The sequence below is a fragment of the Mesorhizobium sp. M0410 genome (assembly GCF_040321435.1).
Classification (GTDB): domain Bacteria; phylum Pseudomonadota; class Alphaproteobacteria; order Rhizobiales; family Rhizobiaceae; genus Mesorhizobium.
In genome coordinates this window covers 12294-33684 of sequence record NZ_JAMYRN010000004.1, presented here as the reverse complement: position 1 = coordinate 33684, position 21391 = coordinate 12294, and the positions used below count along the sequence as shown (strand labels likewise).

Here is a 21391-nt window from a genome sequence, read left to right as displayed (position 1 = left end):
ATCTTGCCCGTCGGCTTTCTTGCGGTCCATGAAATCCTGCAACGCGTCCTTTGCTGGCAACTCAGGCGTTCAGCCAGACGTTCTGGAGATCCATCTCGAAGGTTTGGTGGACACCGTAGTTCTTCACCTTCTCGTTCATGTGGCTGAACAGCTTCTGCCAAAACGGCTGAATGATGACGCCCGAATCCTGCAGGATCTGCTCGATGTCCTTCATGACCTCGCGGCGCTTCTCGACGTCGATGAGCGAGAGAGCCTGCTTGAGCTTGGCGTCAAAATCAGGGTTCGAGTAGCCGGTTTCGTTCCAGGCCTCGCCGGTGCGATAGCCGAGCGCCAACACCTGGACGCCAAGCGGGCGCATGTACCAGATGGTCATGGAATAAGGATATTTCGTCCAGTCGTTCCAGAAGGTCGAACCCGGCAGCACCGTGCGTTTCACTTTGATCCCGGCATCGCGCAACTGGCCGGCAATCGCGTCGCCGGTGTTCTTTTGCCAATCGTCCTCGACGGTGATCAGTTCATGCTCGAAGTCGGCCCGCCCGGCCTCCGCCATCAGCTTCTTGGCGCCCGCGGCGTCGCGTGTCTTCTTGGGCAGCGCGTAGTATTCCGGATGAATCGGGCTGACGTGGTGATTTTCACCCACGGTGCCTCGCCCGGCATAGCCAAGTTCGAGCACCGCATTGTTGTCGACGGCCATCTGGAGGGCGTTGCGGACCCGCTTGTCATCGTAGGGTTTGTGCGTGATGTTGGTGCGGGCAACGAGCGTGGTCGCTGTCGCGACCTCCGATTTCACCAGCCCCATCTTGTCGAGGATGTCAATGAAGTCGGCAGGCGTCTCGAAGTTGAGATCGATTTCGCCGGAGTCGAATGCATTTATCGAGGCGTTGAAATCGGTTCCGTAGTCGATGAATTCGACGCCGTCGAGAAGCGCTTCACCACCCCACCATTTGCCAGTCTCACGACGTTTGACGACCGCTTTCTGGCCGACCGCATAAGACACCAGTTCGAACGGCCCGGTGCCAATCGGCTTCTCGATCGGATTGGCGCCGTCGGCGTCGAAGTTGCGATGGACCACCAGCGCCGGATAGTCGGTGAAGTTCGGGATCAGCGAGATGTCCGGTTCGTTCAGCTTCAGCTTCACCGTGTTGTCGTCGACCTTGGTGATCGCTCCTTCCCTGGCCTTGCCGGTCTTTGCATCAATCAGCGCACCGACGCGCGCGGCCATCGAATTGCCGGCGGCAGCCTTCTCGCACCAGCGCGTCAGATTGTAGACCACATCTTCGGCACTAAAAGCATCGCCGTTGTTCCAGGCGATGCCCTTGCGAACATGCAGCACATATTCGGTGGCGTCGTCGTTGACCTCCCAACTTTCGAGCAGAACCGGCTCGAAAGTGAACTGGCGGGTGTAGCGGACAAGCGGCTCCAGCCAGCAGCGTGAAATGTTCGCGAGTTCCACCCAGTCGTAGGTGCGCGGATCCTTTTGTGCCTTCACCGACATCGAAACGTGGAGCGTGCCGCCTTTCTTCGGCTCTTCAGCCAAAGCCCGCTGCGGGACGGCAAGGCCGATCATGCCGTAGGCAAAGGCCGTCGATGCGCCGAAGGCGCTTGCCAGCGCCAGAAACTCGCGCCGGTCGACACGACCTGCACGAGCCTCGCTGGCCATCGCTTCGATGGCGCTCGGTACGCGATCACCGTTGCTTCTGAAGAGTGTCATTTTTTCCTCCGTTATGGTTCCCATCGGGTCTTCGCCCGTTATCAACTAACGCTGTCCGGCAGTTTCTCCTCGCGCCGCGCAATCAAATCTTTGAGACCATCGGCGATGCCCTCGTCGAGCTTCGGCTCCTCGTAATCGGCGAGCATGTTGCGCGCTTTCTCGCGGCCGCGGGTGTCGTGGTCCTTTGCTCCTTCCGCCTTCCACTGTTCGAACGAATTGAAGTCCATGATGCTCGGTATGAAGAAGGCGGACTCGAAATGTTCGAGCGTGTGCTGGGTGCCGAGGAAATGGCCCTGCGGTCCGACCTCGCGGATAGCCGCCATAGCCTCCTTGAAATCGTCGAATGGCAACCCGCCAGCATATTTGTACCAGCCGACAAGCTGCTCGCAGTCGGTGGCAAATTTCGAATAGCCGCAGGTCAGGCCGGCCTCGAGCCAACCGGCGGAGTGCCAGATGTAGTTGGCGCCGGCAAGGATGGCGGCATGCATCAGCATGTTCGCCTCGTAGCCCGCCTGGGCGTCGTTCAGCTTCGAGCCGACATGGAAACCGGACGTGCGCCACGGCAGCCGATACTTCCGCGCCAGCGCGCCCATGAGATACATCATCTGGGCCGCCTCCGGCGTGCCGCCCATGGGAGCGCCGGTCTTCATGTCGACCGTCACCATGAACTGTCCGTAGATCTGCGGCGAACCCGGACGCAACAGCTGTGTGAACGCGACGCCCGCCAGCGCTTCGGCGTTGACCTGCGCGACCGCACCGACGGCAGAGGCCGAAGTCGAGGCGCCGCAAAGGGCGAAGGGCGCGAGAATCAGCGGCTGGTTGTGGCGCGCATAGACTTTCATCGCGTCCAGCATGGTGGCATCCCAGACCAGCGGCGAATTGCAGTTGGTGATCGCCACCAGGACCGGGTTGTCGCGGACATAGTCCTTGCCGAACACGATGCCCGCCATCGCCATCGTGTCTTCGGCTCGATCCCTGGACGTCACGATACCCATGAACGGCTTGTCGGAGTGCTTCAGCGCCGAATGGATGATGTGGAGGTGACGTTTCGGCACTGGAATTTCCATCGGCTCGCAGATGATCGAGCTCGACGAGTGCAGCGCCGGCGCCATGTAGGCGAGCTTGTGGAAATTGTTGAGGTCGGCGAGTGTGCCGTAGCGCCTGTTGTTGTCGAGGTCGCGCACGTATGGCGCCCCATACATCGGCACGAAGATGGAGTTGTTGCCACCCACACGTACGGAACGCTGGGGATTCCTCGCATTGAGCGTAAATTCCGACGGGACCTTCGAGATGAGCTCCATCAGCAGGGCGCGGTCGATGCGGACCCTTGTCTCCGAGACATCGGCGCCCGCCGCCTTCCACAGTGCGATCGCCTCGTCGTCGCGGAACTCGCATCCCACCTCTTCGAGGATCGAGAGCGATTCCTGGTGGATCAGCTCCACCGCCTCGTCCGGAACCATCTGATACACCGGAATCTTGCGGACCAGGGTCGGAAATGACGCAACGGGTGCGCCTCGCAGCGCCTTGCGCCCCAGGCGGCCACCCGCGCGACGATTGGTATGTTCGCTCACTTCAACGGCCGGTGCGTTCATGGAGGCTCCATCTTCCTGTCTCGACCAATCTAGCCAGACAAAATGCAGCTGTGACGCTGGAAAATCCTGATCTCTTGTATAAGGTCAGCTTATGCGAAGCTTGCGCCACCTGCTGCCGTCGGCGGGCAGCCTGATCGTTTTTGAGGCCGCCGGGCGGCTGTCGAGCTTTACCGCCGCCGGACGGGAGCTCGGCATGACGCAGGCTGCCGTCTCCTATGCGATCCGCGGGCTCGAAGAACAGCTCGGCGCCAAACTCTTCCAGCGCCGCCATCGGCAAGTCAGCCTTACAGAGGCCGGCGACCGCTTCCATGCCGACGTCTCGCTCGGCCTGTCGCACATCCGCAAGTCGGCGGAGGATCTGCGCCAGATCGCCGTCGGCGCGCATGTGACGCTCGCCGCCTCGACGGCCTTCGCCTCATTCTGGATGATGCCGCGCCTGCAGCAGTTTCGCGACGAATTACCGGGCATCGACCTGCGCATCCAGACCGCCGACCGCGATCTCGACATCATCGCCGAGGACATCCCGCTCGGCGTCCGCGGCGGCGAGCCCAGGGAATGGCCGGATTATCATTCGCTGCCGCTGGCCGATGAAGTGATATTCCCCGTTGCCGGCGCGAGTTATGTGGCCCGGTTCGGGCTGCCGGAGCGTGTCGCGGACCTTCAATCGCACCGCCTCATCCATCTCGAAGAGCCGTTTCGCGAGGCCGCGAGCTGGGACGAGTGGTTCGCCTCGGCCGGTGTCGACATCGCCGATGCCGGACGTGGCTTGCGCATCAACGACTATGCGCTGGTGATCCAGGCAGTCATGGAAGGGCAAGGCATCGCGCTCGGCTGGGGTCACCTCGCCGAGCGGCTGCTGGCATCAGGGCTGCTGGTGCGCGTCACCGGCCACGCGATGACGACCGGCAAGGGCTTTCATGTCATCTGGTCGAGGAACCGCGAGCTCAGCGACAACGCCCGCAAGGTGCGGGACTGGCTGGCAGCGCAGGCGTGATGCCGATAAATGCCCGGTCAAACCGTCACGACGATCTTGCCGAATTGTTCGTTCGCTTCTAGATAACGATGCGCCTCGACGATCTGGTCGAACGGAAAGGTTCTGGCGATTGCCGGCTTCAGCGAACCCGAGCTTAGTCCGTCAAGGATGAACGCCTTGGCGGCCTGCAGCCGGACCGGATCGCGCACGATCTCATGCATGAGATAACCGCGCAGCGTCAGTGTCTTCGCCAGCACTGCAGGTAGCGGAAAGGGTGTCCGGTCGAGGCTCAATCCGCCATATTCGATGAGAATGCCACCCGGTGCCATCGCTGCCGTCAGAGGCTCGAAAATCGGACCGCCGACGGCGTCGAACACCACGCGCACGCCGTCCGGGCCGGCGATTTGCTTCAGCCTGGCTTCCAGATCCTCCTCTGCCGAAGCGATGACGTGGGCCGCGCCGAACGCAACCAAAGCCCGCTTCTTGGCGGACGTCCGTGTGACCGCGATCGGGGTCGCGCCAATCAGGTTGGCAATCTGGGTCGCCGCAAGTCCGACGCTGCTCGATGCCGCGGTGATGACGACAACGTCCTCCCTGCCAAGTTTGGCAATGTCGATCAGCGCACCATAGGCCGTGAGATATTGCATCCACGCGGCGGCGGCCTCTTCCCAGCTCAGCGCCGGCGGGTGCTTGACGACGAGCTCGGCGGGGTATGTGGCAATCTCACCATAGGCAGGCCAGCGGACCATCGACAATGGCGGCACGATGCTGACGGCATCGCCCGGCGCAAAACCGCTCACGCCTTCGCCCACCATCTCGACGAGGCCAGCGGCCTCAAGCCCAAGACCGGAAGGCAACGGCGCAGTCTGGATATATCTGCCTGAACGGAGCAGCGCCTCGGCCCGGTTGAGACCCAACGCCTTGACACGGATCTGGACCTCGCCTCGCCCGGGCGCAGGCATGTCGACATTCTCGATGCGCAGAACCTCGGGACCACCAAGCTCATGAAAACGAACGACACGCGTCATCGGTCACAACTCCAAAATATTTGAACTGAATCACCTATGCCAGCGGCGATCAGGCGGATAAATAGCCGCTTGAGTAGATCAGCAGAAACTATAGGTTTTGAATATGGATCGCCTTACGAGCATGGCCGTGTTCGTCAAAGCCGTCGATCTGGGCTCGTTCGCGGCCGCGGCGGCCGCTCTCGATCTGTCCGGGCCGATGGTCGGCAAGCATGTCCGGTTTCTCGAGGAGCGCCTGAGCGTGCGCCTCATCAACCGGACCACGCGCCGCCAAAGCCTGACGGATTTCGGGCGCGCCTATTACGAACGCTGCCGGCTGGTGCTTGCCGAAGCGGAGGCCGCGGATGCACTCGCCGCCGACCAGCTTGCCGAACCGCGCGGAAAGCTGCGCGTGCTCATGCCGGTGCATTTCGGCCGGCGCTGCGTTGCCCCGATCCTGTTCGGGCTTGCGCAGCAATATCCGGCGCTGGAACTTGACCTGTCGTTCAGCGACGCCCTCGCCGACCTCGCCGAGGACGGCTGCGATCTTGCCATTAGAACGGGCGACCTGGAGGACCAGGCCGGGGTAATGGCGCGTCGCATCGCGCGCCAGCACATGGTCGTCTGCGCGTCGCCGTCCTATCTCGACCGCCACGGCCAGCCGCAGGAAATAGATGACCTGGGCCGCCATCACGCGATCATCTACCGCCGTTCCGGGCGCGCCGTTCAGCCGTGGCTGTTTCCGCGCAACGGCCAGCCCGCGATGGAGATCCGGCCCGTCAGCAGATTGCGGCTCGACGATCTCGATGCCATCGCCGATGCCGCGGCCGCCGGCATGGGGCTCGCCTGGCTGCCGTACTGGCTGGTTCGCCGGCGCATCCAGGCGGGCGCGCTTGTCCTGCTATTGGCGGAACAATCCCGGTTTCTCTACGACGTTCATGCCCTTTGGTTGCAGACGCCTCATCTGCCGATGAAAGTCCGCCTTGCCGTCGATGCACTGGCGGCAGCGCTGCCCAAGCTCATGAGTTGAAGGCACGCTCGCGGTCAGCTGCGCGGATTTCCTCGAGAACGACCCGACGATTGAACAATAATCTATATGGTAAGATTTCGAATATACAGGAGGTAAACCAGAACAACTGTTAGCGATATTGAAATAATTGTCCAAATAGTGAACAAAATTACTCTTGCAATACGACTCTTTCGACGCTGTATCCATCGAGCGAACTTTACCATTAAGTAATCTAGGATGACGTCCAAATGTCGCCTCCAACGGCCATTCGCTTCAGATTTTGGCCTTCGCCCGACTAAATCCACTAAGTCAATTGGGGGCCAAGCCCATTCACTTCAACAATATTCCTATCTCTACATCGTGGCGGGACAGCACCCCCCTCTGGCCTGCCGGCCATCTCCCCCGCAAGGGGGGAGATTGGCGGTTCATGCGTCCCGCCAACCTTTGAGACATTGGAGACTGGCGGAGGCCGAGGCGACATCCGATCTCCCCCCTTGCGGGGGAGATGGCCGGCAGGCCAGAGGGGGGTGGGACGGAGCGCAACGGAGCAGTCTCCCTGCCTTGCAACAATCAACGCTATTCTCCCCCTCCCGCATCGGCCACGAATCCGCCTATAGTGCTGCCATGCCCATCCGCCAGCTTTCCGAAACGATGATCAACCAGATCGCCGCCGGCGAAGTCATCGAGCGTCCGGCAAGCGTGGTCAAGGAACTGGTCGAGAACGCGCTCGATGCCGGCGCTACCAGAGTCGAGATCGTCACCGCCGGCGGCGGGCTGAACCTGATCCGCGTCAGCGATGACGGCTCGGGCATTCCGGAAAAGGAACTGGCGCTGGCGATCGCGCGCCATTGCACCTCCAAGCTCGCCGACGACATTCACGACATCCGCTCACTCGGCTTTCGCGGCGAGGCCTTGCCCTCGATCGGCTCGGTGGCGCGGCTGTCGATCCGCTCGCGCACCGCGTCCAGTGAAAACGCCGCCGAGATCGGCATCGACGGCGGCCGCGTCTCCGCCGTCAGGCCGGCGGCTGCCAATCGCGGCACCACGGTCGAGGTGCGCGACCTGTTCTTCGCCACGCCGGCGCGGCTCAAATTCATGAAGGGCGAGCGCGCCGAAAGCTCGGCCATCGGCGACGTGGTCAAGCGCATCGCCATCGCCTTCCCCGCCGTGCGCTTCACCCTGGCCGGCCCGGACCGCTCGACGCTGGAACTGCCGGCGACCGACGACAGCCCGGAAGGCCGGCTGCGCCGGGTGGCACAAGTGATGGGCGCCGACTTTCCGGACAATGCGATCGCCATCGACGCGATGCGGGACGGCGTGCATCTCGCCGGCCATGTCTCGGTCCCCTCTTTCACCCGCGCCAACGCGCTACAGCAATACGCCTATGTCAACGGCCGCCCGGTGCGTGACAAATTGATCGCCGGCGCCATTCGCGGCGCCTTCGCCGACGTGCTGCCGCGCGACCGCCATGCCGCCACCGTGCTGTTCCTGACGCTCGATCCGGCGATCGTCGACGTCAACGTCCACCCGGCCAAGGCAGACGTGCGCTTCCGCGACCCGGGGCTGGTGCGCGGGCTGATCGTCGGCGCCATCCGCGAAGCGCTGGCCAATGCCGGCATCCGCGCCGCCACCACGGGGGCAGCCGGCATGATGGCAGCGTTCCGGCCCGGCGCGGCATCCTATGCGCATGGCGGGCCGGCCAACGGCCATCGCAGCTACGAGGCCGCCTATCGGGCCTCAGGCTTTGCCGGGTTCGATCCGGCCCGTTCGCCGCAGCGGCCGCTCGATATGGGCGGCGGCTTTGGCGAGGACGAGCAGGCGGCGTTCGATGCCGGGCCGCCGCACAGTGCCGACGCGCGCGCCGGACAGGACCAGGCGGCAGAGACGCTGCTCGGCACGGCATTGGGCGCGGCGCGCGCACAAGTGCATGAGAACTACATCGTCGCCCAGACCAGGGATTCGCTCGTCATCGTCGACCAGCATGCGGCGCATGAGCGGCTGGTCTATGAGGCCTTGAAAAATGCGCTGCACTCACGCGCGGTGCCGTCACAGATGTTGCTGCTGCCCGAGATCGTCGATCTGTCAGAGGAAGACGCCGAACGGCTCGCCATACACTCCGAGACGCTGGCCCGCTTCGGCCTTGGCATCGAGCGCTTCGGCCCCGGTGCCGTCGCGGTGCGCGAGACGCCGTCGATGCTTGGTGAGACCAACGTCCAGCAGCTGGTGCGCGACCTCGCCGACGAGATCGCCGACAACGATACGGTCGACACGCTGAAAGGGCGGCTGGACAAAATAGCCGCGACCATGGCCTGCCACGGCTCGGTGCGCTCCGGCCGGCTGCTCAAGCCCGAAGAGATGAATGCGCTGCTACGCCAGATGGAGGCGACGCCGGGCTCCGGCACCTGCAACCACGGCCGCCCGACCTATATCGAGCTCAAGCTCGCGGATATTGAGAGGCTGTTTGGGAGGCGGTGAGAAGGTCGCTCGCGCTGGCGCTGTCTATAACTCGCTAGCAAGGCTGGTTCCACAGGCGGCTTTAATCATCGTCTGGGGGTTCGAACTTCTGACGGACAAACTTCCCCTCGATTCTCAAAAACGCACTTCCACAAGGCGCCTCTAAACAAGAGGTAATGAGCGGGTCGTAATTCGCAATTGTATTGACATCGTACAAGCCGGAATTGTTGGGGTCATTGATGTATTCGTCAGATTCATCGCCTGCAAAAAAGCACCATCCGCTATCAACCGGATGATCTGGCGTTTCGCGGTAAAGATAGCCTACTTGCGCGCCATCCACGGTGATGCGGTCGGTCGCAATACACCTGCCGTAACCAACTGCTATTGGGCGAAACGTCGAACCATCCCTGAAAAACGTCTTAGGCATTCAAAGCTCACTGGTGGCAACCGTACTTCTAGTTAAATCAGCCGCGTACGCCACCAGCAGTCAAGCACTAAAGCTCTCATCTCTTCAAATTCACCACGATGACGCCGCCCAGCGCCAGCGCGCCGCCGAAGATGCCGAGCAGCGTCGGCACCTCGCCCAGCCAGAAGAAGCCGATCAGCGTCGCCACCGGCGACACCAGATAGAGGAAGTTCGAGGCACGCGCCGCGGGCAGGCGGGAAAGTGCTGTTGCCCAGGCGGCATAGGCGATCAGGCTGGGCACGATGCCGAGAAAGATGACGGCGCCGAGCCCGGCGGTGTCGGCGACCGCCGCCTGTGCCAGACCGCTCGACAGGAACGGCGACAGGCAGAGCGCGCCAAGCACCATGTTCGAGCCCGAGATGGTCAGCGGGTGGTGGCGGGCAAACAGCGGCTTCTGGACGATGGTGTTGACGGCCGAGCACAGCGCCGAGCCGAGGACAAGCAGCGCACCATTGTTGAAATGCAGCCCTTGCCCCTCGCCCATGGCGATGATCCCGATACCGGCGAAGGACAGGAATGTGCCGGCCCAGGCGAGGCCCGAGAAGCGTTCGCCGAGCAGCGCCATGGCCATGATGGCGGTGAAGATCGGGCTGACATTGATGATGAAGCCCGCCGCACCGGCCGAAACGGTCAGCTCGCCGAAATTGAGCATCACCGTGTAGAGTGCGACGAAGACGGCACCACCGAAGATAAAGCGCCAGAGTTCATCGAGCCTGGGCAGTGCCGGCCGCTTGACCGCGAGGAAGATCGCCGCCGGAACCGCGGCGATGGCAAAGCGCAGCGCGCCAAGTTCCAGCGGCCCGAAAGCGGCAAGGCCGGCGCGGATCGCCGGAAAGGCGGAGGCCCAGCCGACCACCGTCAGCGCCACCGCGATGGCAGCCGTGGCATCCATGCGCTGTGTCGTATTCAACGTGCCGGTGTAAGCGCTCATCTGGGTGTCCTCGCGATCCAATGCCATGAAGTAGAGAAACGCTATTGCGGGTCGGTTGACAAACGAACAAATCAAGGATCACCTGTGACTATGGATCACAGCTTAGACCCGATGCTGCCGCTCGAAACGCTGCGCGCCTTCGACGCCGCGGCTCGGACCGGCAGCTTTTCGGCGGCGGCCGAGAAGCTCAACATCACCCACGGCGCCGTCAGCCGGCAGATCGCCAAGCTCGAGGGCTGGCTTGGGCTGAAAGTCTTCGATCGCGGCGCGCGCGGCGTCTCTCTGACCGTCGAAGGCAATCGCCTGCATCTGCGCACCACCGAAGCCTTTGCCCTGATCGCCAGCAATTCGGACCGTTGGGTCGAGCCGCGCGGCACGGCGGTGGTGCGGCTGACCTCGATCCCCTCGGTCAGCGGGCTGTGGCTGATGCCGCGCATAGCGGCGCTGGAGAACCACCCGTCCAAGCTGCGTATCGTGCTCGACGTCGACATCCGCCAGGGCGATCTTGCCGACGAGGGCATCGACCTGTCGATCCGCTGCGGGCGCGGTCGCATTCCGGGCCGGATCTCGGTGCAGCTTTTCGAAGAATATGTGTTCCCTGTCGCCTCGCCGGAATTGGCCAGAGAGATCGGTCGCGGAGATCCCGCCCGACTGCTCGAATTTCCGGTGATCAATGATTCCGACGCTTCGGCCTGGCGCGCCTGGTTTGCGGCGCAGGAGATGGACTATCGGCCGCGGCCGCACGACCGCCGTTTCGAGGACTACAACCTCGTGCTCGACGCCGCCGCGCACGGGCTCGGTATTGCGCTGGCACGTCCGCCGTTGACGGTGGACCAATTGAAATCGGGCCGCATCGTCGCCGTCGACGAGCGCAGTGCGCTAAGCCCGATATCTTACTGGCTCGACCGGCCGCTGGGGCGGCCGCGCGCAGCCGCCGCCGAACTCGCCCGGCGCATCGCCGTCCAGGCAGGGCTGCCAGCGGAGAAGATCGAGCAGTTTATCACGGCCGAGGAATGAGATGCCTAAGACGCGTCGCGTTCGACCGGCCTCATGCGACGTGCTTCAGGTTCTTGTGTTTATGCATGTCGCGCAAAACCGCCGCACACTTTTGCGCGACATGCATTGGCATTCGCTTTGCCGGCTTGTTTGAGCAGGTGTCACCAGAAACAGAACCAGGCAAGGCCAACCAAGCTTGACCTCGCCGCAATTTGTGGCGATGACATCGTCATGAATTTCGGCACCACCCCATGATGAACCGTTTCGAAGGACCCGGCGGCAAGGAAGCCCGCATCCGCTATCTCGATGGCGACTTCCAGGTGACCAGCCCCGGCGCCTTCGTGCGCTGCGCGGTGACCGGCGAGAGCATCCCGCTCGACGAGCTCAAATACTGGAGTGTCGCCAGGCAGGAACCCTATGTGAATGCCGCCGCCTCGCTGCGCCGCGAGATCGAAGCGCATCCGGAACTGCGCCGCCGACGCTAGTTCAGCGCAAATGGGAGTCGCCCCGTTGCGATCCTGCGCCCTCTGCCGCGGCGTCAGGCCGGCAACACCGAAACCTTAGAGGTTATCTTGAAATAAAAAACCCGCCTCGGGCTCGAGGGCGGGTCACCGGCGAATCATCACCATACTCAGATTAGTAGCATAGCTGCCGGCACAAAGCAAGAACAAAATACGCTCGACCGGCGGAAAGCTGCAAATTCCAGTCCTACATCGCCTCGGTGCTCAAGCTGCTGGTCAGCCCCTCAGCCTGCGCTGCCGCCAGGCATCCAGCGTCTCGTCGATAATGCGCTGCGGCACGTGGTCAAGCTCGAACACAGTGTCGATCTTCAGCACATCGAGCCCGTCGAGGAATTCCGGCGGTGCTGCGCCGTGACGCAGGCGGGCAGCGTCCTTGGCGGTGGTAATGAGGCCAAGTCCGGCTTTACGTGCTGTCGCCGCCAATTCGGCAAGCTCGTCCGCACTGTAGAAATGATGGTCAGGAAATGGTCGGGTCAGCGCAAGCTCGCCCCCGGCCTCGCTTACGGTGTCGAAAAACCTGTCGGGATGACCGATGCCGGCGAACGCCAGGAACCGCCTGCCGGCCAGCGTCACCTTGCTGCTCGGCGCGGTATGCGCCTCGAAGATCGGCCTGCCGGCGCGCGCTGCCTGGCGCACGACCGTATCGGCCGCGGTGCCCTCGCCCATCTTCAGCAAGGCGCTGGTGAAGACCAATTGGTCGACGATGTTTGCCCGCAGCGGTCCGCCAGGGATGACGCGGCCATTGCCGATGCCATGGCGCGCGTCGACGACGACCAGCGCATAGTCGATGTGGATGCGCGCGCTCTGAAAACCGTCATCCATGATCAGGAAATCGCAGCCGAGCTTCTCCAGCAGAAGCCTGGCGCCGGCGGCCCGGTTCGGCGTCACCGCGACCGGCGCGTGTCCGGCCAGAAGCAGCGGCTCATCGCCGACATGCTTGGCGGCGTCGTGGTGCGGATCGACGATATGCGGCTGCGCGAAGGAGCCGCCATGGCCGCGTGACAGGAAACCCGGATTGAGCTGCATGCGCCGGGCCTGCTCGGCCAATGCGATCGCCACCGGCGTCTTGCCGGTGCCGCCGACGGTGAAGTTGCCGACGCAGAGCACCGGCGCCTCTACCTTTTCGCGCGGCGCATGCCGCATGCGGCGACCGGCGACAAGCGCATAGATGGCGGAGAGCGGCGACAGCGCCGTGACCCGCCAGTCGGGCTCTTCCCACCAGAAGGGCGGCGCTTCCGAGGTCACGTCAGCGCCCGTTCGCGCCCTTCAGGCGCGACTTGACGACCAGCGGCTGGATATAGGGCTCGAGCGACCTGAGGGTATGTGCCAGCGCACCGCGCATCTCGTCGACCGTCGCCGCGCCCGCCGCCATCATCTCATGGCGGGCCGCCTCGTTGGTCAAAAGGAAATTGACGGCGCCGGCCAGCATATCGCGGTCGCGCACCAGCTTGGCGCCGCCGCTATCGAGCAGGCGCTGATAGGCCTCGCGAAAATTCTGGACATTGCGGCCGGCAAGCACCGCCGTCTCCAGCATGGCCGGTTCCAGCGGGTTCTGGCCGCCTTCGGAAGTCAGCGAACGGCCGACAAAGGCGATTTCCGTCAGTCTCAGATAAAGCCCCATCTCGCCGATCGTGTCGCCGAGCAGAATATCGGTGTCGGCAGTGATCCTGTCGCCCTTGCTGCGCTGCGCCAGCTTCAGGCCCATGCCGGAAATCTGGGCGGCCAGCTGCCCGGCGCGATCGGGATGGCGCGGCACGATGATCGTCAAAAGCCCGTGGTGGCGCTTGTGCAGCATGGCGTGAACTTCGGCGGCGACCGCCTCTTCGCCATCATGGGTCGAGATCGCCGCCCAGGTCGGGCGACCGCCGATCTGGCGTTTCAGCGCCGCCAGTGCTCGCTCGTCGGCCGGCGGCGGCGCGGTGTCGACCTTGAGATTGCCGGACACGGTGACCGGCCGGGCGCCGAGCGAAAGGAAGCGCTCGCCATCGAGATCCGATTGGGCAACGACATGGGCGAGATTCTCGAACAATGCTTCGGCAATGTTGGCGCGCTTCTTCCAGGATTTGAAAGAGCGGTCGGACAGCCTGCCATTGACCAGAACCTGCGGCACGCGGCGGGCGCCGAGTTCCAGGATGGTCATCGGCCAGATCTCCGATTCGGCGATGATCGCCAGGTCCGGCTGCCAATGGTCGAGGAAGCGGCTGACCGCCGGCTTGAGGTCGAGCGGCACATATTGGTGGATGATGCGGTCGCCCAGCCGTTCTTCGGCGACCTGCGCCGAGGTGACGGTGCCTGTGGTCAGCACGATGTTGACGCCGTAATCGAGAATGCTCTCGACCAGCGGCACGACGGCGATGGTCTCGCCGACGCTGGCTGCATGGATCCAGATCACCGGGCCTTCGGGGCGCTCGCGTCCGGCGACGCCGTAGCGTTCACGCCGGCGAATGCGGTCCTCCTTGCCTCTGGAAGTGCGCCAGGCGACGTAAGGTCCGACCAGCGGGTAGGCGGCGGCCCCGGCGAAACGGTATGCCGTCAGGAAGGCGCGCGCCCAGCGCATACTCATTTCGAACCGTCCACAAGCCGATAGGCCTCGGCGGTCGCGGCATTGAGCGAGGCCGTGACCTCCTGGCGCTTGCGTTCCATTTCCGCGGCGTCGGCGTTGGCCGGCACGAAGACGGGCGTGCCGACGACAATCGAGGAGCGGCCGAAGGGCAGGTTGATCGTCGTCTTGTCCCAGCTGCCCTCGATCACCTTGCGGCGGCTGGTGGCTATCGCGGCAGGCAGGATCGGCCGGCCGGACAGCCGCGCCAGGAGGACGACACCCAGCCCCGCATCGCGTGGCGTTCCGTGGGGAATATCAGCTATCATGGCGACATTCTTGCCGGTGGCGAGCGACTTTTTGAGGGCGATGAGCGCCTTGGCCCCGCCCTTGTCGAGATGCCTTGCGCTTTGGCGCCCGCCAGAGCCGCGCACCGCCTCGATGCCGAATTTCTCGACCATCAGCGCGTTGAGCTCGGCATCGGCGCTGCGCGACACCATGGCAACCAGCGGCCGTCCCTTGGGATAATAGGCCGGGGTCAGCAAATGCTGGCCGTGCCAGAGGGCGATGATGCCAGGCTCGAGCTGCGCATAGGCGCCGCCGGAAAACTTGGCCGATCCGTCGACCATGCGGTTGGTCAAGCGGACAAGGCGGACGAAATACGCAAACAGCGCGGCAAGCGCATTCTTGACGAATCGCGACTGCGCCAGCGGTTCGCGGATCTTGCGCCAGAACGTCTTCGGCTTGCGACGTCTGACCGCCGACCGCGGGGCTGAACGCTTGACCGCTTCATGGTTCATCGATGTCAACCGACAGCCTTGTTTTCGGGGTCGAGCAGGCGGTGCAGGTGAACGACGAAATAGCGCATATGGGCATTGTCGACACTAGCTTGCGCCTTGGCCTTCCAGACGGCGTGCGCCGATTGGTAGTCCGGATAAATGCCGACGATGTCGAGCGCGTCGAGATCGCGGAATTCGGTGCCGCCCAGCTTCTTGAGTTCGCCGCCGAACACCAGGTGCAAAAGCTGTTTCTTTCCGTCTTCAGCGGCCATGTCGATCCTTCACATATCGTGAGTTTGGGACAGGTCTAGACCAAAGCCGCCGACTTTGGAACTATTGATAGCGCTCAATTGTCCAGCCCGGCGATGACGCCCGCGAGCACGGCGAGGAGTTCGCCGCTGCCGGCGGCGAGCGGTCCGTGACGGATCACTTCGCCGGCATAGAGCGGCGCGCGGCCGTGCCGATCGAGCACGGCGCCGCCTGCCTCGCGCAGGATGAGATCGGCCGCAGCGATGTCCCAGTCATGCGCGTTGGCCTTGACGAAGGTGGCATCGAGCTGGCCGCCGGCGATCATCGCCAGCCGGTAGGCGAGCGAAGGAATATAGGGCACCCGCTTCAGCCGTTTGTGCCATTTCGCCGGCAGCAGGTCGATCATCGGCTTCGGTCCGGCGATTTCGGCCGTTTCCGACGGCGGACGCACGCTGATGCGCTTGCCATTCAGGAACGCGCCCTCGCCGGGCAGCGCCCAATAGATCTCGCCCTTCGCCGGACAGTCGAGCACGCCGGCAAGCGTGCGGCCGTTCTCGACCACCGCTACGCTGACGCACCATGTGGGCAAGCCCTCGAGGAAGCCGCGCGTGCCGTCGATCGGATCGACGACGAAGGTGCGGCGCGCGATAAGCCTTACCGGGTCGTCGACGGTTTCCTCCGACAGCCAGCCGTAGTCCGGCCGGGCCGCCAGCAAGGTTTCGCGCAGATATTTGTCGGCGGCGTGATCGGCTTCGCTGACCGGCGAGGTGCCGCCCTTCATCCACACCTGCGGATTGTTGTTGAAGTACTGCATGGCGATGAGCCCTGCCTCGCGGGCAGCGTCGAGCAGCAGCTGCAGGTCTTCAGTAGCGCCGGCCGAGACGGCCGGATCAAGCTCCGGCAAGGGTCATTCCTTCGATCAAAAGCGTGGGCGCGGCAGTGCCGAAATTGCGGTCGAGATCGCTCGCCGGAACCATGTTGAGGAACATGGTTTTCAAATTGGAGGCGATGGTCACCTCGGCGACGGGATAGGCCAGCTCGCCGTTATCGATCCAGAAGCCGGAAGCGCCGCGGCTATATTCGCCCGTCACCATGTCGACGCCCTGGCCGAACACTTCGGTGACGTAGAAGCCGGTCTTGAGCGACTTGATCAGCTCTTCCGGCGTCCGTTCGCCAGGCTCGATTGCAAGATTGGTCGATGACGGCGAGACGGACGAGCCATTGCGCGAGCCGCGCCCATTGGTGACGAGGCCGAGTTCCCGCGCCGCGGAAGTCGACAGGAACCAGTGGTTGAGCACGCCCTTGTCGACCATGAACAGTTTTTCGCCCTCGACGCCTTCGCCGTCGAACGGGCGCGAGGCCTGGCCGCGGCGCCGGAGCGGCTCGTCGGTGACGGTAATTGCGGCCGAAGCCACCTTCTTGCCCATCATGTCGCGCAGAAAGCTGGTCTTGCGCGCCACTGCGGCGCCATTGATGGCACCAGCGAGATGGCCGGCAATGCCGCGCGCCACGCGCGGATCGAACACCACGTCGACCGGCCCGGTCGCCGCCTTGCGCGCGCCAATACGGCGTACGGCGCGCTCGCCGGCCTTGCGGCCGATGTCTTCCGGCGCGTCGAGATCGGAAAAATGCTGGCGCGAGGAGAATTCGTAATCGCGCTCCATGCCGGTGCCCTCGCCGGCGATCACGCTGGTCGAACGCGAAAAGCGCGACGCGACATAATGGCCGACAAAGCCATGCGAAGTGGCGAGCACAAGGCCGCCCAGCCCGGCACTGGCGCTACTGCCGGCCGAATTGGTGACGCCCTTGACGGCAAGCGCCGCCGCCTCGGCGGCAAGGGCTGCTTCCTTCAACTGGTGGGCCGATACCTGAGTGGCGTCGAACAGATCGAGGTCGCGCGGCGTCTTGACCAGCAAGGCCGGATCGGCCAGACCCTGATAGGGATCTTCGGGCGACACTTTGGCCATGGCGACGGCACGCTCGGCCAGCATATTGGGGTCGGATGCCGCCGTTGCCGAGACGCTCGCTACCCGCTTGCCGACGAAGACACGCAGCGAGACGTCTTCGCTCTCGGACGCCTCTGTGCCTTCGACCTTGCCGAGCCGCACCGACACGCCGGTCGAACGGCCGCGCACCGCAACCGCATCGGCGGCATCGGCGCCGGCCCGTTTGGCAGCCTCGACCAGGGCTGCGACGCGATCGGTCAGTTTCGCTGCGTCGAGCGTATCGGTCATGCGCATGATCCTGTTATTTCCGGCCGGCTGAAGGGCAGCCGTTGCTGCACCATCTATTGTCCCGGTGCGGCTTCTGCAATGGGAGAAGCGGACAATCAGGGGGCATCCAGCCCAGGTCGGCGCGACTCCTGATCGCAACCCGACGGCGAAATGTTCGATCGATCAGGCGCGGAAGCGATCAGCCGAAAACGCCGCGAGACGCGCTGGATCGCCGCGTCCAGCGATCAGTTCGGCGACCAGGCGCGCGGCGATCGGCGCGAGTGTCAGGCCGAGATGACCATGACCGAAGGCATGGATCACCTGGAGCTGCCGCGCGACGGACCGATGACCGGCCGGGAATCGGTGACATTCATCGAGTCCGGGAAGTACAGACCGCTGGCCCCGGTCGCGGGCAGGCCGGGCTCCAGCGCGGCCACCGCTTCCGCCATCACAACCTCTTGATGGACGCCAAACCCGGCGCGCAGTGCCCTGCCCCCAGCGGCCTTGGCGAAATCGCTCTCGCGACGATACAAGTAGAGACAGCCGTGGAGCGCGGCAAGTCTGCCAGGTCAGCGTCCGCCATCACCTCCTCCCAGGCCGTCAGGGCCTCGGCCAGCAGACCGGCGAGCGCCAGCGCATTGGCGCGGGTGGCCGCCGGAAGCGATTGCCGCACGAATTGGAGGCATTGAAAGAGTGCCGCCGGAGCAGGCGATCTTCCTGCAGGTGTTCATGCCCACATTCTTCGTCGCCGCGGTGGAGACGCTGGCCACGCTGATACTGGGCTTCCCCCTCGCCTGCCTCATCGCCTCCGTGCCCAAGGGCCTCGCATGGTGATCCTGTTTCTCCTCGTGCCGATCCTCGTTCCGGTCCCCTTGTCGTTCAACAGCGGCGCCTTCTTCATCTTTCCGCTGGAGGGGATTTCGACGCGCTGGTACGCGGTCGTGCTCGGCACCCAACGCTGGCAATCGGCGATCGGGAACAGCCTGATCGTTGCGTTCGGGACGACGCTGATCGCAACGACACTCGGCACGTTTGCAGCGATTGCGCTTTCCGACGAAAAGTTTCCCGGCCGCCGCATCGTCATGCCGCTGCTGCTGTCGCCCCTGATCGTGCCGGTGGTGATCACCGCCGTTGGCTCATAGCATGTGCGGCAGTCAGCCTGTAGAGTTGGGATCGGCTGGATCCACCCACGGGCGGCCCAACCGTGTCACCATCGCCGCGTACCCGACGGCACCTGCCGCCCAAAGGAAGATGCCAAGCTCTTTGACAGCGTCTTCCGCGATGTCGACCGCCGAACTCGGGCTAGGAAACAGCTCTCCCAGCTGGTCGATCGCTGCTGACATCGCGAGTAGGAAGCCTGCGGCCACAAATACGATCGAGCCGTCGAATGTCTTCCGTCGCAGCCGAAAGAACCAGAACAACCCGGCGACGGCGTAGGCAATCATCGTAACAATCTCTGGTATCGCGACAAACGGCAGCACGTCCTCATGGATCAACAACAGGTCATCGAGGCCCATGACCAAGGTAAGGCCGCCGAGAAACGTGCAATCCCATCGGTGCGTGAGCAGACCGGCAAACAGGGTCGCCGCGCCGGTGCCGATCCACAGTGAAGCACCTAGGGACGAAATCCACCCCGTATAGAAGCCGACATCCGCGGCTGCAGATGGATCTCGATAGAAGATTGTAGCGTCCAGACCAAGAGTTTGCGCGACGAACAGCGCGGCCAAGAGCATCACAACATTAATCGCCACGGCCGCAAGTATGACCAGGCGCCAGGACATTGTCCATTCGCTGCTATGTTTTGCGTTCAGCGCGTTTTTGTCTGGCATTGTGCCGAAGGCCATTCTGAGTACGACGGCCGATAGCTCCGCGGCGCCGAGAACCCCGCCAGCACTATGCCGGCCCACCATGATCGTGGCAACACACGGAACGGTTGCAGCGTCTCGCACATGACGAGGTCGTCGCGGTGCAGTTCCTGGCCAGCGCCAACCAACGCACCATGCCGCTCGAAATGTTCATCGGCTTGCGCGAAAAGCTCTCCCCGGCAATAGCGCCGCCGCCACGCTGATGATGGGGCTGTCGATAATCCTCCTGGTCGTCGCCAATCTTCTGGCTCGACGGAGCCGGCGGCGGCCTGGACCGACCATCTGATCCTGGCTTTCAAGCCGGGCGAGATCGGCTTGTCCAACCTTCCTCAGGGACCAGCCACCGGCGTCCAGATCACGTCGTCGATCCTGAGCGCGCCGGTGGCGAGCATCACCAGCCGGTCGAAGCCGAGCGCCGCGCCGCTCGCCTGCGGCATGATGGCGAGCGCGGCGAGGAAATCCTCGTCGATCGGGTAGCGTTCGCCATAGACGCGCTGCTTCTCATCCATTTCGGCGGCAAAGCGTCGGCGCTGCTCGGCCGGATCGGTCAATTCGCCAAAGGCGTTGGCGAGTTCGATGCCGCAGCAATAGAGCTCGAAACGCTCGGCGGTGCGTGGATCGTCGGCGCTCGGCCGGGCCAATGCCGCCTCCGAGATCGGATATCCGAAAAGAATGGTAGCGCGCCCCTGCCCCAGCGCTGGCTCGATTTTTTCGACCATCACCCGGCTGAACAGGTCGGCCCAATTATCGTCGGGCGCGGTCCGCAATCCGGCCTGGACCAGGGCGGCATGCAACCCCGCGCGGTCGGTGTTGCCATCGGCCGCAACCGTCGCCAGCAGATCGATGCCGGCATGGCGCATGAAGGCTTCGGCGACGCTCAACCGTTCCGGCCCGGCGAACGGATCGGCCTCACGGCCGCGGAAGCTAAAACGCTTCGCTGCGGCCCGTTCGGCCGCCAGCGCTACGAGCTCGGCGCAATCGCGCATCAGGCTCTCATAGGTCTCGCCGACGCGGTACCATTCGAGCATGGTGAACTCAGGATGGTGCAAGGGGCCGCGCTCGCGGTTGCGCCAGACAGCCCCGAGGCTGAAGATGCGCTCTTCGCCGGCGGCAAGCAGCTTCTTGCAGGCGAATTCCGGCGACGTGTGGAGGTAGAGCGGCTGGCGCTGCCCGTCCGGCCCGATCGCCTCGGTGGCAAAGGCCGACAGGTGCGCTTCATTGCCGGGCGAGACCTGCAGGGCCGATGTCTCCACCTCGACGAAGTCGCGGCGGGCGAACCAGTCGCGCATCCCGGTGGCAATGGCATTGCGCAGGATCAGCCGCGGCCGGCGGTCGGCGTGGACATGCGGCGTCCACCACGGCGAGGCGGCGGTCATCGGCTTCAGGGGAATTGCACAGAGGGCTGGCGATTGCGGCCAAGATGCGCTAGGCCGCACGCAACGGCCTCTCCAGCCGATTTGCGCCAACAAATTTTATCAGGATGGAAACCCGTGAAGGTCATCGCCAGCTCCTTACGCAAAGGCAACGTCGTCGAAAAGGACGGCAAGCTTTATGTGATCCTCTTTGCCGAAAACATTCATCCTGGCAAGGGTACGCCGGTCACCCAGCTCGACATGCGGCGTATCTCCGACGGGGTAAAGGTTTCCGAGCGTTACCGCACCACAGAGCAGGTCGAGCGCGCCTATGTCGAGGAGCGCGAGCACACGTTCCTCTACCGTGACGGCGAAGGCTTTCACTTCATGAATCCGGAGACTTACGACCAGGTCGCGGTGCCGGAAAGCGTGGTCGGCGACATGGCGCCCTATCTGGTGGAAGGCATGCCGGTGCAGATCTCGCAATACAACAACATCGCCATCTCGCTGGTACTGCCGCAGCGCGCCACTTTCGAGGTGGTCGAGACCGAGCCGGTGACCAAGGGCCAGACGGCGTCCTCGTCCTACAAGCCGGCAACGCTGTCCAACGGCGTGCGTACCCTGGTGCCGCCACACATCAGCGCTGGCACCCGCGTGGTGGTGATGACCGCCGATGGCGCCTATGTCGAGCGCGCGAAGGATTGAGGCGCGAGGCCTGAAACGCCTCGCCGAACGCG

The 21391-nt window shown here is 63.8% G+C and carries 23 protein-coding genes; 10 read left to right on the top strand and 13 right to left on the bottom strand.

The genetic code is table 11. The features are described 5' to 3' along the window. Positions 1-61 precede the first annotated feature (61 nt). Entirely contained in the window at positions 62-1711 is a 1650-nt protein-coding gene (locus NKI63_RS06175; protein ID WP_352690786.1) for an ABC transporter substrate-binding protein, read from the bottom strand. A 41-nt stretch (positions 1712-1752) separates the two neighbouring features. Next, positions 1753-3303 (bottom strand): trimethylamine methyltransferase family protein, encoded by a 1551-nt coding sequence (locus NKI63_RS06170; RefSeq protein ID WP_352690781.1) that lies wholly within the window; start codon positions 3301-3303, stop codon positions 1753-1755. Positions 3304-3394: 91 nt separating this feature from the next. Here NKI63_RS06170 and NKI63_RS06165 point away from each other — a divergent pair, with 91 nt between their 5' ends. After that, a complete protein-coding gene (locus NKI63_RS06165) occupies positions 3395-4297 on the top strand; it encodes a LysR substrate-binding domain-containing protein (RefSeq protein ID WP_352509569.1) in 903 nt (300 codons plus the stop codon). A gap of 17 nt (positions 4298-4314) precedes the next feature. On the opposite strand, the gene NKI63_RS06160 is transcribed toward NKI63_RS06165, so the two are convergent. Then, positions 4315-5304 (bottom strand): zinc-dependent alcohol dehydrogenase family protein, encoded by a 990-nt coding sequence (locus NKI63_RS06160; protein ID WP_352509568.1) that lies wholly within the window; start codon positions 5302-5304, stop codon positions 4315-4317. A gap of 103 nt (positions 5305-5407) precedes the next feature. Between NKI63_RS06160 and NKI63_RS06155 the strand changes: the two genes are divergently transcribed. Continuing rightward, complete coding sequence (locus NKI63_RS06155) at positions 5408-6310, top strand: LysR family transcriptional regulator (RefSeq protein WP_352751665.1); 903 nt, start codon at positions 5408-5410, stop codon at positions 6308-6310. Positions 6311-6913: 603 nt separating this feature from the next. Beyond that, entirely contained in the window at positions 6914-8764 is a 1851-nt protein-coding gene (gene mutL / locus NKI63_RS06150) for a DNA mismatch repair endonuclease MutL (RefSeq protein WP_352690837.1), read from the top strand. 61 nt (positions 8765-8825) lie between these two features. On the opposite strand, the gene NKI63_RS06145 is transcribed toward mutL, so the two are convergent. Both NKI63_RS06145 and NKI63_RS06140 read right to left on the bottom strand, forming a co-directional pair. Next, positions 8826-9170: a DUF2185 domain-containing protein gene (locus tag NKI63_RS06145; RefSeq protein ID WP_352690779.1), complete on the bottom strand. Its 345-nt coding sequence runs from the start codon at positions 9168-9170 to the stop codon at positions 8826-8828. Positions 9171-9246: 76 nt separating this feature from the next. Then, positions 9247-10140 (bottom strand): DMT family transporter, encoded by an 894-nt coding sequence (locus NKI63_RS06140; protein WP_352690775.1) that lies wholly within the window; start codon positions 10138-10140, stop codon positions 9247-9249. Between the two features lie 90 nt (positions 10141-10230). On the opposite strand from NKI63_RS06140, the gene NKI63_RS06135 reads away from it, so the two are divergent. Beyond that, positions 10231-11157, top strand: coding sequence for a LysR family transcriptional regulator (locus tag NKI63_RS06135; RefSeq protein WP_352690774.1), 927 nt, complete (start codon positions 10231-10233; stop codon positions 11155-11157). Positions 11158-11387: 230 nt separating this feature from the next. Beyond that, entirely contained in the window at positions 11388-11621 is a 234-nt protein-coding gene (locus NKI63_RS06130) for a DUF2093 domain-containing protein (RefSeq protein WP_031211156.1), read from the top strand. A gap of 252 nt (positions 11622-11873) precedes the next feature. On the opposite strand, the gene lpxK is transcribed toward NKI63_RS06130, so the two are convergent. The 6 genes from lpxK to NKI63_RS06100 all read right to left on the bottom strand — a co-directional run bounded on the left by lpxK (position 11874) and on the right by NKI63_RS06100 (position 17458). Then, positions 11874-12902: a tetraacyldisaccharide 4'-kinase gene (gene lpxK, locus NKI63_RS06125; protein ID WP_352509468.1), complete on the bottom strand. Its 1029-nt coding sequence runs from the start codon at positions 12900-12902 to the stop codon at positions 11874-11876. A gap of 1 nt (position 12903) precedes the next feature. Then, positions 12904-14220: a lipid IV(A) 3-deoxy-D-manno-octulosonic acid transferase gene (gene waaA, locus NKI63_RS06120; protein WP_254817457.1), complete on the bottom strand. Its 1317-nt coding sequence runs from the start codon at positions 14218-14220 to the stop codon at positions 12904-12906. Next, positions 14217-14996, bottom strand: a complete 780-nt coding sequence (locus tag NKI63_RS06115) for a lysophospholipid acyltransferase family protein (RefSeq protein ID WP_352509467.1) — start codon at positions 14994-14996, stop codon at positions 14217-14219. Before NKI63_RS06115 ends, waaA begins: the two co-directional genes overlap by 4 nt. A 5-nt stretch (positions 14997-15001) precedes the next feature. Then, positions 15002-15247 (bottom strand): DUF4170 domain-containing protein, encoded by a 246-nt coding sequence (locus NKI63_RS06110; RefSeq protein ID WP_023674378.1) that lies wholly within the window; start codon positions 15245-15247, stop codon positions 15002-15004. Positions 15248-15321: 74 nt separating this feature from the next. Next, entirely contained in the window at positions 15322-16128 is an 807-nt protein-coding gene (locus tag NKI63_RS06105) for a 3'(2'),5'-bisphosphate nucleotidase CysQ (protein WP_352509466.1), read from the bottom strand. Then, positions 16115-17458: a TldD/PmbA family protein gene (locus NKI63_RS06100; RefSeq protein ID WP_352751667.1), complete on the bottom strand. Its 1344-nt coding sequence runs from the start codon at positions 17456-17458 to the stop codon at positions 16115-16117. The genes NKI63_RS06105 and NKI63_RS06100 overlap by 14 nt, the downstream gene beginning before the upstream one ends. A 150-nt stretch (positions 17459-17608) precedes the next feature. Between NKI63_RS06100 and NKI63_RS06095 the strand changes: the two genes are divergently transcribed. From NKI63_RS06095 to NKI63_RS06085, 3 genes are all read left to right on the top strand, one after another. Beyond that, entirely contained in the window at positions 17609-17899 is a 291-nt protein-coding gene (locus tag NKI63_RS06095; RefSeq protein ID WP_352509463.1) for a hypothetical protein, read from the top strand. A 231-nt stretch (positions 17900-18130) separates the two neighbouring features. Continuing rightward, positions 18131-18271, top strand: coding sequence for a hypothetical protein (locus NKI63_RS06090; protein WP_352509461.1), 141 nt, complete (start codon positions 18131-18133; stop codon positions 18269-18271). Continuing rightward, positions 18265-18579, top strand: a complete 315-nt coding sequence (locus NKI63_RS06085) for an ABC transporter permease (protein WP_352509460.1) — start codon at positions 18265-18267, stop codon at positions 18577-18579. Before NKI63_RS06090 ends, NKI63_RS06085 begins: the two co-directional genes overlap by 7 nt. Positions 18580-18591: 12 nt before the next feature. Here the strand turns inward: NKI63_RS06085 and NKI63_RS06080 are convergent, their stop codons facing one another. Next, positions 18592-19281 (bottom strand): DUF8692 domain-containing protein, encoded by a 690-nt coding sequence (locus tag NKI63_RS06080; protein WP_352690755.1) that lies wholly within the window; start codon positions 19279-19281, stop codon positions 18592-18594. 89 nt (positions 19282-19370) lie between these two features. Between NKI63_RS06080 and NKI63_RS06075 the strand changes: the two genes are divergently transcribed. Then, positions 19371-19505 (top strand): hypothetical protein, encoded by a 135-nt coding sequence (locus NKI63_RS06075; RefSeq protein WP_352474393.1) that lies wholly within the window; start codon positions 19371-19373, stop codon positions 19503-19505. Positions 19506-19631: 126 nt separating this feature from the next. Here NKI63_RS06075 and epmA read toward each other — a convergent pair whose 3' ends face one another. Further along, complete coding sequence (gene epmA, locus NKI63_RS06070; RefSeq protein WP_352509458.1) at positions 19632-20678, bottom strand: EF-P lysine aminoacylase EpmA; 1047 nt, start codon at positions 20676-20678, stop codon at positions 19632-19634. 114 nt (positions 20679-20792) lie between these two features. Here epmA and efp point away from each other — a divergent pair, with 114 nt between their 5' ends. Next, a complete protein-coding gene (efp, locus tag NKI63_RS06065) occupies positions 20793-21359 on the top strand; it encodes an elongation factor P (protein WP_023674374.1) in 567 nt (188 codons plus the stop codon). Positions 21360-21391 lie beyond the last annotated feature (32 nt).